Source organism: Paenibacillus sp. FSL K6-1330 (assembly GCF_037976825.1).
Classification (GTDB): Bacteria; Bacillota; Bacilli; order Paenibacillales; family Paenibacillaceae; genus Paenibacillus_AQ.
In genome coordinates this window covers 1,272,041-1,286,139 of record NZ_CP150269.1, presented here as the reverse complement: position 1 = coordinate 1,286,139, position 14,099 = coordinate 1,272,041, and the positions used below count along the sequence as shown (strand labels likewise).

The following is a 14,099-nucleotide window of genomic DNA, read 5'->3' as shown; positions in this document are numbered from 1 at the left end:
GCGAGCGGACTGCCTTAAAAACGGGTACATTTTCAATCAAAAAAGGCAGCGATGCATGATCGCCGCCTTAACCGTTTTCTACTACTGAATCATTTTCTCCACGCTGCTGTGCCTTCCGGTTATTCCGGTATTCGCCCGGGGTAACTCCAGCCGTCCTCTTGAAAACGCGGGTAAACGAAATGGCGTGGGCGTATCCGACCCGCTCTGCAATCTCCTGCACGGAATAGTCCGTTTCCGTCAGCAGCCGCTTCGCTTCCTTCATTCGAATATCGATCAGGAAATCAACGAATCTTTGTCCGGTGTTTTCCTTAAACAATTTACTTACATATTTGGCGCTGAGCTGATACTGTTCCCCCAGCATTTCAAGGGAAAGATCCGGATTGGCATAATCGCACTCGATTAGGCTGCATATGTTTCTGATCATATTGGAGTATTGGTTTCCATCCTGAATCTGTTTCATCTGTTCATAATGATCCGTCAGCACTTGTTTGATTTCCTGTCTCAGCTGCTCCAAGGAGTAAGAATTGTCTACCTTTACTGTCAGCTTCGGCAATCCCTCCTGTATCCACTTGTTGTAAATTTCCTTGCCCAGTCCCGACATTTCGCGGCCGATATAATAAATAAGGTAATTCATCAGGCTGAATATTTCATCATTGGTCAGGAAGCTGTTCTTCAGCTGTTCAAACCATTGATCGTAATCGTCGCTCCAATGCTCTTTCAGCATTCTGAAGGACTGGATGATCGAGCGGATTTCTCCCAAATGCGTATAAACCTCGACGATGCCATGGCTCGAAATATCCTCGCTGCGAATCAGCCGGTTTTCACCGAGCACGATTTTATACTTTAAGGCTTGCATCGCATCTTTATAAGAGTGCGGAATATCTCCAATTTGATCTGTGCATCTGCCTATGCCAATCGTAATCGTAAATTTCAAGTTTTGGTGCGTCCATGCAAGGATTTGTTCTGCAACCGGGACCAGTACGGCCTCCTCGAACTTGTCCTGATCCCGTTCTTCAAACAGCATAATGGACAGATTGGAAGGTGACGTCCATTCCGACCACAGCCGGCAGTCCTTTTTCGAAGCGATCTCGTCCACGACCGTCCGCAGGGTGAATTTAAGCAGATCTTGATCGGCTTTGGAATAGTCCCGGCAGAAATCGCCATACTTATCGATTTCAAGGATGAGGATACGATATCGATCCAGCGGCAGCGGCAAATTCAGCCGAACCGCTTCAGATTTCCATTCGGAAATAGACAGACGAGAGTCCCCCTCGATCAGCTGACGGAACATATACCGGGTCCTGACATGGAGATCCTCACGGTATTTCTCCTGATATTCCTTGGATTGTTCCAGTATGTTGTCAAAGGCGGATTCGATAAAAGCAAATTCATCCAGCTTCCCCTTCCCCCGACCTCCGCTCACCACCGGAAGCGAATAGCTGCTGAATCGGGCGGCGATTGCCTCAATGGGCTTGGAGTTGCGCCTGGAAACATAAATCATCCATAGGAAGCCGATGGCAATCATGCCAAGACCGATGATAAACCAAAGGTTATACAAATAAGAGATAGCGCTTACAAAACTGTTGTTCAACAAACCGCTGCCATATTTCCAATTCGTATAGCTTGATACATACTGGGAATTGACTTGGGATGGCGGACGATCCATCGAGGTGCCGAACAGATGATTTCCGGAAGCATCCTCAACCTGAATGAAGCTCATCTTGGAATCCAGCATCTCTTGGGTAAGCTTGTTCAAAGATTCCGCGCTCACATTGACGACGATCATGCCAAAATCGTTTTTCATATAAGGCGATCCTCTGACCAGGCTGACCACCTGTTTGCCGCCTTTCATTGTAAATTGTTCAAAATTTCTAGCGCCTGTCCATTTCGGCGTTTTCGATACTTGATATTGCTCGATAAATTCATGGTCCGGATATGTACTTATGTATCCATTCGTGGCATCGCTGAGCACATAGCCGTCCGAATTCCTCACCAGATAAATCGAATCAATCAAGGGATAATAATTAATAATCTCCTTGAGCTTCTTAACAGCTTGGATATTGATATATGGATCGCTCACGGCAGAAGATTCAAAAAAATCGTTCAAAGCCTTGCTATTGATGCTCTCAAGAACGATCATATTGTCGATCACCTTCAGAGAGGTGTCCACCATACGCATCGCTTGCAAGGAAAGCGATTTATTGGCGTTAAGGGCCTCCCGGCGACTCTGTTCGCTGAACAGCTGAAAGAAAACAAAAAATATAAAGGTAATCACAATAACAAAAATGGGCATATAGGAGAGCAATAGACGCTTGTACCAGGATCTCTGCATGATCAACCCTCCCACCGTTTTTTCATGAATTTTTAATTATTATAACTTAAAAAGCACCTCTTAGGTTATAGTTCTCCATAGCCATTTGCTCAATGAGGCTAGACCGCAAACTCCGTACAACCATAGACAACGAATGAAAATATTAAAACCAAGGGATACAAATCCCTTGGCCCACTGACTAACTTCTGTTTATAATTCGAAAAATCTACCAAGCGATTAGCTGGCGTTCACGAAAGTAGCCTCCATTAGGACCATCTTCGCCAAGTAGCGCCAACCAAACAGCCGTATCTGCCCCTTCCTCGATTGTTTGGGATACATCTGCTCCTCCCATATCCGTTTGCACCCTGCCCAGATAACTTTGATCCCCATATCAGCCACATCTTGTGCAACCAAGGTCAAGGCCCCTAATCATAACTTATAAACAAAAAAAGAAGCGGGACAATGCCCGCTCCGTTGCTGTAAATCCTAGTATGCTGAATTGAATATTTTATAGCAGCGGGTTCTCGTGTTTCGCTTTCAGAATCGACCAGCGCCGCTCCACTTCTTTTTCAAATTGGCCAAGCATTTCTTTGTTTTCTTCCTTGAGCAGATGTCTTGATTTGCCCATATATTTCAGCCAGTCGCTGAGCGGCACCTGTTTTTTCTTCGCTTCAGGATCGTACGTAATATTCGTTTCTCCCTGCTCTACTTCATACAGTGGGAAGAAGTTTGAATTCACGGCCGCGCGGACGATGTTCTCCCCATCCTTGTCGCTCGATTTCCAGTTCAGCGGGCATGTGATCAGCAGCTTGCCGTAGACGGTACCTACATTCTGGGCGTACCACTGCGCTTTTGCCGCCTTTTTCACAAGATCCTGCGGAAATGCTTCCGTCCCTGTGAATACATACGGAATATGTGCCGCCGCCATCATTTGTACCGTATCTTTGTGATGGAACGCTTTGCCCTGCTGCTGTTTGCCGACACCCGACGTACTGGTCATATGCCCTAATGGCGTAGAGTACGAAAGCTGTGCACCGGTGTTCATATAGCCTTCATTATCATATTCCAGAATGATCAGGTTATGGCCCCGCAGCGCCGTCCCGATGGCCGAACCCATCCCGATGTCCATGCCGCCGTCGCCAGTCACCATCACAAAAGTGAAATCCTCAGGAACTTCGATTTCCCCGCGGCGTTTCTTCTCAAGGAACGCTTCTACCGTGCCGGATAAAGTAGCCGGTCCGTTCTGGAACAAATTATGAATGAAGCTCTGCTTATGCGAGTTATACGGATAACCCGTTGTGGTGATATAAGCGCAGCCGGTATGGAATAAAGTAACGACATTGCCTTCAATCCCTTTGAAAAAGAGCTCCAGCGCCGGGAAAATACCGCAGCCCGGGCAAGCTCCGTGGCCGGAAGCAAACCGTTTCGGTTTCGCGGCAAGCGCCCGCATCGGCGGCACTTTAACGGATAGTTTACTTGTCTCTTCATCCACCTTTACGGTGATCAGGCCAGATTTAAAGGTGTCTCCATTCATCGGGGCAATGACCGGCTGCAACCTTTGCTCCTCATCTCCCGGTGTTTGGCCGTAATAATCAAACGGCACTTTGGCATAACCGAGGTCCATGGCCTCGATCGTCAAGGCAAAAAAAGCTTCCGCGTCATCCGCGTAATAGTCTTTCCCGCCAAGTCCAAATATGCGGGACAGCACAATAGGCTGCGGACCACGGATTTCCTGCAGGGCCGCTTTGACCTCATGGGTCAGATTAGCTCCGTGTGCACCGTAAGAATCAGCACGTTCGCCAACCAGCAGTGCTTTGACACCTGTCAACGCCTCGCGGATTTCTCTTGCCGGGAACGGCCGGAGAATATTCGGACTGATTACGCCCGCTTTAATTCCTCTCGCCCGCAGCCGATCCACGACGTCTTTGGAGGATTCGGCCGCCGAATTGAGCAGGAATAAAGCCACCTCCGCGTCTTCCATGCGATACAGATCAAGCGGCGAATAGGATCTTCCGGATAAAGCTGCGTATTCCTCTGCCACTTCCTCGAACACCTCGCCCGCACGGTACATGGCGTTTGACTGTTGGAAGTGGTTATTCATCAAATCGTCGCCGTTCATATAAGCCCCAACAACGATCGGGTTGTTCTCGTCCAGCACATGTGGATATTCAGGCGCCTTTTCCCCTACAAACTCCTGAACGGTTTCGCGGTTCGTAAATATTTGTACCCGGCGTTTCTGGTGCGATGTGAAAAATCCGTCATAAGCTACAATGACCGGCAGGCGTACGTCTTCATGTTCAGCGATTCGCAGCGCCATGATATTCATGTCATAAACTGCCTGCGGTGAACGGGCGGTCAAAATCACCCAGCCGGTATTCAGACCGTAGTAAAGATCCGAATGGTCACCACGAATATCCAGCGGTCCGCTGACTGCACGCGTCACCAGATTCATGACCATCGGGAAACGTGTGCCCGCCTGCACAGGAAGCTGTTCGATCATATACAGGAAACCATTCGCGCTGGTAGCATTGAATACCCGTGCTCCGGCTGCGGCTGCACCGTAGCAAATCCCCGCCGATCCATGTTCGCCGTCAGCTGGAATCAGCTTGATGTCATGTTCGCCGCGTGTACGCATCATGTCAAGATATTGGGCGATTTCCGTAGATGGTGTAATCGGAAAATAACCCATAATGTGATAGTTAATCTGGGCAGCCGCCATGGCAGCCATTTCGTTGCCCGATTCGAAGACTGCCGTTTGAGCGGCCGCCAGCTTGTTCTCCGTAGTTTCTTGAATTTGCATATTCATGATCTGACTCCCTCCGCAGTTAAATAGGGAAATGATTGCGGCACACGGTGCTGCTCCGCATAATGCGGCTCTTCTAACATGGCAGCCAAAGCGGTGGTCGGGCAAGCTTCGATACACTTCAAGCAGCCTTTGCAATACTGATAATCGATGCCTTTCATAAACATCTGCATATTCCCGCGCTTATCCGGTTTCTTCTCCCACACGATGCAGAAATCCGGACATACCGTATCGCAGGCGGCACAGTGAATGCAGTCCTCTATCTTGTACTCTGGCAAATATCCCTGCCGGGAGCCGCTAAGATCCTTCAGGACACTGTTCGCCGTAACGTTCAGAATCCCGCCCAGCTCCTGCGTTTCATATCCAAGAATCGGCTGCGGTCTTGCAAAAGCGATTGGGTCTATAAGCTCTGAGCCATCTCCCAAGGAAAGGAACTGGACTTCGTTATATCCTCTGTCAAAGGTCCGCAAATTCGCTTCCACGAGGTGGGGCAGCTTTTTCTCAAATGTTGTGCGGATCACTTGCCGCATATCGTCCGGGTTTAGGAAGCTGCAAATCCGGAACAAAGCCCCCAGCATGGCCGTATTCACTTTGGTTTTTTCCTCAACGGAAATTTTCAGCGCATCAACTACGGCCAGCGTTCCCTGCGTCATTTTAAGATCAACAGCCACTTCGGACAGGTCTCGCGCCGTATTCACCAGCACCGTTCCATCAGGCTGTAATCCGCTTATGACATCGATCGTCTTATACAATGCTTCATGAAATACGCCGACGACATGCGGCTGCTCAATGGGACTGTGATCGCGGATTTCCACCTCGGAATCGCAGAACCTTACGAAACTCTTCACTGGCGACCCTTTTTTCTCCGAACCATAGCTGGAAAAATTCGAACCGTTAAGTCCGGAGCCGGTAACCCCGGCTTCGGCCAGCATTTTTCCGGCCAGATTGGCGCCAAACCCGCCGATGGATTCGAGACGGATCTCGAAAAATCCCAGTTCATTCACTTGAGGTAAAATCGACATGTTCTCTCCTCATTTCTTCTAAGGTCATTAATTCCAGTTTAAAAGAAGAAACGGACCGAGCTTGTGATTAAACTCACTACTTAGAAAATTGTGATTCCAATCACTATGTCGGTTGTGGGAGCGAAGTATACTGTCTTCAACAGTCCAATTGCGAGGCAATCTTATACTGACCTTACGACAAAAAATCACAAAATTGGAGGAGAAATAATGAATAACAACGCCCAAGAGACCTTAAATCATCAGCCGTCCATGTTCTGCTTTCAATGTCAGGAAGCATCCAAAGGAACAGGCTGCACCATTGTCGGAGTATGCGGCAAACCGCATGATGTGGCAAACCTGCAAGATTTACTGATTTATTTGCTGAAAGGTATCTCTTTTCTCAGTCTGGATGCCCAGCTGCCGGAGGTGCTTGAACAGCGCGTATCGCTGTTTATGATGGACTCCTTGTTTGCAACAATTACGAACGCCAACTTTGACCGCGAGGTTTTTGTGGAAAAAATCCGGGAAGCGATAGAGCTCCGCGGCGAGGTGCGCACCTATTATAACGAACAATATCCGGAGGGAACCGCCAATCTCCCTGATGCTGCCGTCTGGCAAGCGGATAACGAAGCTGCTTTTGATGAAAAGGCACGTACGGTTGGTGTCCTCTCGACCAAGAATGAAGACATCCGCTCGCTGCGTGAATTGATAACTTACGGCTTGAAGGGGATGGCTGCTTATACGTACCACGCGCTGCATCTGGAGAAGGATGATAACGAATTAAACCGTTTTATGCGCCGTGCACTTGCCGCCACGCTTGACGACAGCCTTGAAGTGCAGGATCTGGTAGCTTTGACGATGGAAACCGGGAAATACGGCGTAAACGCCATGGCGATGCTTGATGAAGCGAACACCTCTGTTTACGGAAATCCGGAAATTACGAAGGTTAATATCGGGGTAAGAAACCGACCCGGCATTCTCATCAGCGGTCATGATCTGAAGGATTTGGAGGAGCTGCTGAAGCAGACGGAAGGAACCGGCGTGGACGTGTACACGCACAGTGAAATGCTGCCTGCCCACTATTATCCGGCATTCAAGAAATATGAGCATTTTGTAGGCAATTACGGGAATGCCTGGTGGAAGCAGAATAGCGAATTCGCAGCCTTTAACGGACCGATATTAATGACGACCAACTGTATCGTTCCACCGAAAGACAGTTATAAGGACCGTATCTATACAACAGGCAACACTGGGTTTCCGGGTGTCCGCCATATTCCAGAAGGAAAAGACGGTGCTCCCAAAGACTTCTCCCTACTAATCGAGCAAGCGAAAGGATGCCCAGTTCCAACGGAACTTGAAACGGGTGAGATCATCGGTGGCTTCGCTCATGCCGCTGTGATGAACGTAGCCGATCAAGTCGTCGATGCCGTGAAATCCGGGGCGATCCGCCGCTTCTTCGTCATGGCCGGCTGCGATGGACGGATGAAATCCCGCAACTATTACACCGATTTTGCGGCTGAACTTCCAAAAGACACGGTCATTTTAACTGCAGGCTGTGCCAAATACAAATACAATAAACTGGATCTAGGCGACATCGGCGGTATTCCCCGGGTCCTGGACGCTGGTCAATGTAATGACTCTTACTCTCTAGTTGTCATTGCATTGAAGCTGAAGGAAGTATTCGGCCTTGAGGATATTAATGATTTGCCGATTTCCTATAACATTGCCTGGTATGAGCAAAAAGCGGTTATCGTGCTGCTTGCCCTACTCTATCTTGGCGTTAAAAATATTCATCTGGGCCCTACGCTCCCTGCATTCCTGTCGCCTAACGTCGCCAAAGTCCTCGTGGAAAACTTCGGTATCGGCGGCATTACCAATGTGGAAGATGACATGAACATGTTCCTTGGTGCCTAAAAAAGAATGCCCTCACCGGGGCATTCTTTTTCTTAAAATTCAGTAATTTTCATAGCGTACTGAGCCGTAGTTCATAAAAAAACTGCAAAATGGGATGCTTTAACTTCATTTTCTCGGCCATGTTTAAAATTCGCTTTTTGCCAACACGTCTGTCCACATAAGACAACTGTTCTTGTTTTTGTGTAAGATTAGAGCACATCAGCCGCGTTGAACAGATAGTATATTTCTCAATCGACTTCCCGTGAAAATGCTGCTCACTAGCAGTACGAATCCGCCAAACAGATAGGGCAAGTCAAAATGGACTTCAAATAAAATACCTGCCAGCATCGGTCCAAATATCGTACCGAGACTTGTATAAGTGTTATTCATCCCTGCAACAAATCCCTGTTCATCCCCGGCCACTCTGGACAACAGCGTATTGATCGTGGGGCGCAATATATTATTGAACGTAAAGAACAACATCGTGACTACCATGACATAGTAGAAATGGCCGGAGAATAATAAGAATACAAGGGATACTGCCGATAACAGCAACATGGCAACGATGATCCGTTTTTCTCCGAATCGTCGTGTGATCCGGTCAGTGAACAACAATTGATTCAACGTGCCGATGAGCGAACATACGGTAAGGAGTATAGCAATTTGACGCGTCGTGAATCCGTAGACTTGTACGACAAAAAGCGGGAAAATCGCTTCAAAATGCGTTAAACCAAAGGTCATGGCGAAAACAATGAGCAACAGGACAAAATAACGAGACCGAACCGAAAGCACGATTTGCCGGAATACATTCTCGCTCTTCTCCTTCACTTGACGACGCATCTGGCGAATATCCGCCGACAGCGATTCAGGCAATCCCCATAGACTGCAAACCATTGCCAGCAGCCCTACACATGCGGATACATAGAAGGGCATCTTAATGCCCCATTCCGCAAGCAATCCGCCGACACCCGGTCCAATAATAAACCCGGATGTCATCGACGCACCTAACCATGACATGGCCTTGCTGCGCTGTTCATCTGCCGTAATGTCCGCAATATACGCAATAATGGACGGGATTAAGGCTGCTGAGCCTATTCCGCCAATCAACCGCGATACGAATAATAAAGTTAGATCGCCCGCGAACGCTGCGAGCAAGTTGGAGATGGCGAACAAGATCAAACCTATGATAATCATGGGTTTACGGCCATATCGATCTGACAGATTACCTGCAAGGGGTGAGAACAGAAACTGGGTCAAGCCGAAGCAGGAGACCAAATAGCCCGCGGCCTGTCCGCTTGCCGTAAACTGCTCAAGAAGTTCCGGTATGATTGGAATGACAAGACCCATACTTAGATTAGCGAGAAACATGTTGAGCAGTAGTAATGGAAACGCTGACTTTTTTAACATTTAGGACCACCTATATCGAATGAATAAAAACCATGAATCGGAAACTGAATAACACTCCCCCTCAATCTGCATTTGTATATGTTAGCATGTGGCTATCTACAATAAAAATATGAAAAACATATAAGGTCTTAATCTTTTTGATATACATGCAAGATGCCTTGAATAATTCTTACGGCAATCGACATATCAAGTTCAGAAAATCGTTTTTTTGAAATGTGATGCTCCGGCACTAAATGGGTTCGATTTTGACTAAAGAAAACTCCCCTTCAAGCAGTCGTTTTTTTACCTGTCTGCTAAAAGGGGAGCATATCACAAGGCTCGGAGCCTTTTGATTCAATTATTCCCGAAAAGTGGACGCCTGCTAAGAGGAAGTAAAATATTGAGGGGGTGCGTCAATTTTTGATGTACCTTCATCACGATCCCATCTCCCAACTTTACGGAAGGCGAACTTTGTGAAGCCTATGGGAAGACCGTGCGAAGCGGAGGATTCCACTACCTTTAATGAAAATTTATATTAATTCCATAAATTGGGATATATTAGAAGTGGCTGGAGTTACTACTATCCGAAAGGGGATTGTGAATCTGTGGACTCTATTAAAAAAATAGTTATACCAAACAATGACGAAGATGAGATCGGTCGGTTGTTTGAAATAGTTACCAAAAAGTATCATATATCAACGCAGTCGTTAAGTTTGATAACCGGAATTGATGAAGAGCTAATTAATAAGCAGGAGTACGGGCATGACTTAGCTACATTAAAACAGTTATTGGTCATGTTATCTACCGGAATGGAACAAGTCGGGGAGGATGAACGAGTACGGGGAATAATTGAGGTCCTAAATCAGGTTTTTAATATTACTAGCCAAACTATTGCCTTGTATTCTAGAGTAGATGAAAACGATGTGGAGCAAATGTTAAACGGTAATTACGGCCAAATTTCATTTGAAAATCGCTACCGCATTGCAACTACATCAATATTTCTTCACTACCTGTTTAAAAGAACCTCGTTACGCTAATTAAATGGCCCCCAATTTACAGGAGGCCATTTATATTAAAGATTAATTCTCCAAGTAATCGTATTAGGAACAGTTTTAGCTACAGGAGTAAGTCCGAAGTATGCTGTACCACCCAAATGTGCGTTATTTACATATCAATGTAACACCTTAATTCTTACCGCCATAGCCCTTATAAGTAGCGTAAACTGCATCTGCATATTGATCTGCCAGAATAGGACGGCCATAAGAATCCGTGGCTCCCGGATACCAGTTATCTCCACCGTTGTAGTGTAATAATCCCTTGTAGATATTTCCAAACTTCGTAATCTTCTCATTTAAAATCAACGCGCCCAGATATACCTGATCTTGTTCACTGCTATGATTATACGCACGGCCAAATTTTGTGCTGAATTGAGATAAATACGCATTGCGTGTGTTTGGTTCTACCTGCATCAATCCGTCGCCGGCCGATGGACTACCTGGTAAACCTGCTCCAAAGCTGCTTTCCTTTTTGATAACAGCACTTAACAATAAAGCAAAATCCCCGCCTTTCCCATAGGCATTGTCCGCATTCATGACATATGTCCAGATATGGCTTGGAACCTCGGCAGGCTTTGTTACTGTAGGAGGTGGTGAACCCGTATAAATCTTGACCGATGACATTTTGTCATTGATCGTGTTGCCAACCCAGGAAGAATCCGAAGTAAAGGTCCACTTGGTTCCTCCAAAATTATCATTCTCATATACTTCAACCGTCCAACCGCTTGGAACCTTAAGAGACGACATCCAGTCATTCGGAATTCCGTTTGCGTTCAACTGAGACAGTGTATAATTGCCTATCCCGAGTGTCACTGCTTTTCCTCCATAGTTTATATCTGCATAAAATGTTACTCCGTTCGAAGTCGGTGGCGTAGTTCCGCCGCTACCGCCTTTCTGCCATAATGCAGGGACATTGGACGGTTCCCAACCTACGAGAGAAGTATGTGCCTGAAGACAGGTATAAGTGCTTCCACTATAGGTTACTGTGTCATTTACTGCATATGCGGTATTTGGAGCCCATGCTCCTCTAGCGGCTGCGTTTACTGACGGTAAGGCTGCGCAAAATGTGGATAGAAATACTACTAAAACTACCAAAAGTGATAAGCGCTTAAAAGAAAACCTTTTATTAGTCATTTTCAAACCTCCTTGTTCTTTATTTATCTGTAGCGCTCCCATGAGACATGCCACAGGTTTTCACTGTACTATTATCTTACTTTATTTCCATTTTTCAAATTAATTCCACAATTTTTTTAATCAGATTATTACAATTCAAACAATACAACGGCATGAAATGCGACCGGCAGACTGCACCTGATCATTAGAAACGGCAGCGGACGTTTACCAATACGTCCAAACTTATAAGGAGCAATATCCGGAAGTCCGCATTACTGCCGATCCTGACGATAACGGACTTACTTAAGCAACAACAAGGCGGCTCCTTACGAGGAGCCGCCTCTATTTTTGTATGGGTTTTAATCTATATTTTCAATCCCCCATTCTCCTGCTTCGTTTTTAGTAAAGAAGTAGGTAATTCCTTGATCTTCAATACTCCCGTCTGAGGATTTTTTTGCAAAGCGCACGCCTACTCTAATTTGTTCTGGCTGATCGACTTTTTCTATAAGATCCAAATCATAGAACATAAATTGATCGCTTTCGTTTGTGTAATAGAAGCCTTCTCTTATAGATTCCAAAGACTCCTTATTCAGATTCTCTTTAAACTTTTCTTTGTTGTTCTCCACAACCGATTTAAGATTGTTCCTTAACTTGGAGATAATGTTTTCGTCAAAGAAGTCACCTTTATATTTGTCAAAGTCAATAGAGACGCCTTTCTTAAAATCAGCCGCTGTGATGTCCTTAATTGCTTCTTTCTCGGCTGGTTCGATCAGACTTTCTGTGTTTGTTGGTGTATTGTTGGTTGAAGGTGCTGGGCTTGTTGTGTTGGTAGGTTCTTCGCTATTGGAAAGAGTGTCGGTGTCATCTGATTTCCCGCATGCAGAGAGAATTGATTGGCTATCATGACGGATACGACACACCCACGGATCATTGCGGAAAATAACGAGAGAAACAGCCGCCAGCGCACAACTAGGATCTTTTCGCTAACCTTCAATCTCTGCATCTTCGAAATACAAAAAAGAGCCTCCGCATGTAATCGCATTCTTTATAACTTGTCTTAATCCCTGTCCCACAAACTGGGTCTGTCCCTCATTGAACGTCTTTTTTTATCAAGACGTGATTCGACCTAAAGATGCGTCTGACCTATCTATATAGATCCGACTACTGAGTATCTAAGATATTCAAAGTTTCATCGTAACCAACAAACTAATATGACCGGCATTCGTCCAACAAAAGTTGTTAGTCAATTTCAACCTTCGCTTATCGGTTCTATTAGCTTCACTGTCATTTATGAAATCGTTTATCTGTAAAAAAGCCAAATTTTTTTGAATATTATATTGCGTACCGTAACGTAATATAATATAATGTAAACAAGTTAGAAGAACTAAATAATCAATTAAGTTGCGGGATACAACTTATTCTCTGATTATTATCCCTTTAGTTCTCAATCTAACTAAAAAACTATTATTTTCTTGGAGGTTGATTATAATGTCAGAAGTCCGTGAATATTGGGATAATACAATTCTTACGCTTAATGAAGCTTATACTATGCGAAAAGTACAACATGAAATCTTTAAAGCAGCTCGGGACAGGCTATCTCAGGACCAATTCAAGGCTAATCTTGATAAAGTTGGCGCTGCTAGTGCTGTATATGGCCTTTTTGGTACATCTTCTGTTGCGCTCCTTGCAGCAGGGGTTTTAGGAATTATCGCAGGGGGTTGGACTAATGAATACGTTAAGGTAACTGCTGAGGAAGGGTACGTTGGTTTGGGTGATATTGAATACTGGATGAGAGATCACCCAACGTACGATGCTGTTGATTACGAAATTGCATGGCTTGAGTATACTGTTACCACTTCTTATGGCCGCCAAATAGTTCGCTACCCTCAACGTGTTGGAAAATGTCTGCGGGCTCGCAGAAATGGTGTTTGGATTAGTCAGTCCTAAAAAATGTAAATATAACAATTGTAAACCTGGCCCCCAGTACATCGGGGCCAGGTTTTTAAATTTTTTTAGATAAAATAACAATCAAGATATTCCGGATGCTCACCTTACCTGAATAATCATGTCACGTCCAGAACAACCACATTACTTATATGTAGGGATAAATAATTTTATAATGTTTGTCATAATTTAATAAAAATGAATATTTTGGTTCTTAGTTTCTTATATATGTGTTAAAATCAATTTAAATTTACAGTAATAGGCATTTAAATGGAGGTAAAAAATGACGAAAATGAAAATGGTAAAGAACGACAAAAACTATGAAAGTTTCCTATCATTATGAAGAAAAAAAAGTTTTGGTACATCGCTCTAATTTTCATCCTGTTGATAGTTGTTGCTGGAATCACTGTATCCATAGTCCAATCCAAATCTTCATTTAAAGAACTTGTTCTCGATCATATAAAGGACACTCAAGAGATCAATTATATTATTATAGTTAAAAACTATAGTGAGCCCGATGAAAAAGAAATACGAATAACCGATGAATCAACGATAGAAGATATAATAAATAGTTTTTCTGATCTGAATTTAAA

The 14,099-nt window shown here is 45.0% G+C and carries 10 protein-coding genes; 3 read left to right on the top strand and 7 right to left on the bottom strand.

All coding sequences use genetic code 11. The annotated features are described in order from the left end of the window. Positions 1-67 precede the first annotated feature (67 nt). From NYE54_RS05650 to NYE54_RS05635, 4 genes are all read right to left on the bottom strand, one after another. Positions 68-2,332: a helix-turn-helix domain-containing protein gene (locus NYE54_RS05650; protein WP_339270669.1), complete on the bottom strand. Its 2,265-nt coding sequence runs from the start codon at positions 2,330-2,332 to the stop codon at positions 68-70. A gap of 216 nt (positions 2,333-2,548) precedes the next feature. Further along, entirely contained in the window at positions 2,549-2,725 is a 177-nt protein-coding gene (locus NYE54_RS05645; protein ID WP_339270667.1) for a hypothetical protein, read from the bottom strand. Between the two features lie 94 nt (positions 2,726-2,819). Beyond that, positions 2,820-5,117, bottom strand: a complete 2,298-nt coding sequence (locus NYE54_RS05640) for a thiamine pyrophosphate-dependent enzyme (RefSeq protein ID WP_339270665.1) — start codon at positions 5,115-5,117, stop codon at positions 2,820-2,822. After that, the gene (locus NYE54_RS05635) at positions 5,114-6,136 is read right to left on the bottom strand and encodes a 2-oxoacid:acceptor oxidoreductase family protein (protein ID WP_339270663.1); all 1,023 of its coding nucleotides are present in this window, start codon (positions 6,134-6,136) and stop codon (positions 5,114-5,116) included. The genes NYE54_RS05640 and NYE54_RS05635 overlap by 4 nt, the downstream gene beginning before the upstream one ends. Before the next feature lie 207 nt (positions 6,137-6,343). Here NYE54_RS05635 and hcp point away from each other — a divergent pair, with 207 nt between their 5' ends. Next, positions 6,344-8,029: a hydroxylamine reductase gene (gene hcp, locus NYE54_RS05630; RefSeq protein WP_339270662.1), complete on the top strand. Its 1,686-nt coding sequence runs from the start codon at positions 6,344-6,346 to the stop codon at positions 8,027-8,029. A gap of 198 nt (positions 8,030-8,227) precedes the next feature. Here the strand turns inward: hcp and NYE54_RS05625 are convergent, their stop codons facing one another. After that, positions 8,228-9,415 (bottom strand): MFS transporter, encoded by a 1,188-nt coding sequence (locus NYE54_RS05625; protein ID WP_339270661.1) that lies wholly within the window; start codon positions 9,413-9,415, stop codon positions 8,228-8,230. 584 nt (positions 9,416-9,999) lie between these two features. On the opposite strand from NYE54_RS05625, the gene NYE54_RS05620 reads away from it, so the two are divergent. Then, positions 10,000-10,431: an HTH domain-containing protein gene (locus tag NYE54_RS05620; protein WP_339270659.1), complete on the top strand. Its 432-nt coding sequence runs from the start codon at positions 10,000-10,002 to the stop codon at positions 10,429-10,431. Between the two features lie 147 nt (positions 10,432-10,578). On the opposite strand, the gene NYE54_RS05615 is transcribed toward NYE54_RS05620, so the two are convergent. Both NYE54_RS05615 and NYE54_RS05610 read right to left on the bottom strand, forming a co-directional pair. Further along, positions 10,579-11,583, bottom strand: coding sequence for a carbohydrate-binding protein (locus NYE54_RS05615; protein WP_339270657.1), 1,005 nt, complete (start codon positions 11,581-11,583; stop codon positions 10,579-10,581). A 338-nt stretch (positions 11,584-11,921) separates the two neighbouring features. After that, positions 11,922-12,482, bottom strand: coding sequence for a hypothetical protein (locus NYE54_RS05610; RefSeq protein ID WP_339270656.1), 561 nt, complete (start codon positions 12,480-12,482; stop codon positions 11,922-11,924). A 568-nt stretch (positions 12,483-13,050) separates the two neighbouring features. On the opposite strand from NYE54_RS05610, the gene NYE54_RS05605 reads away from it, so the two are divergent. Then, positions 13,051-13,509, top strand: a complete 459-nt coding sequence (locus NYE54_RS05605) for a hypothetical protein (RefSeq protein ID WP_339270655.1) — start codon at positions 13,051-13,053, stop codon at positions 13,507-13,509. Positions 13,510-14,099 lie beyond the last annotated feature (590 nt).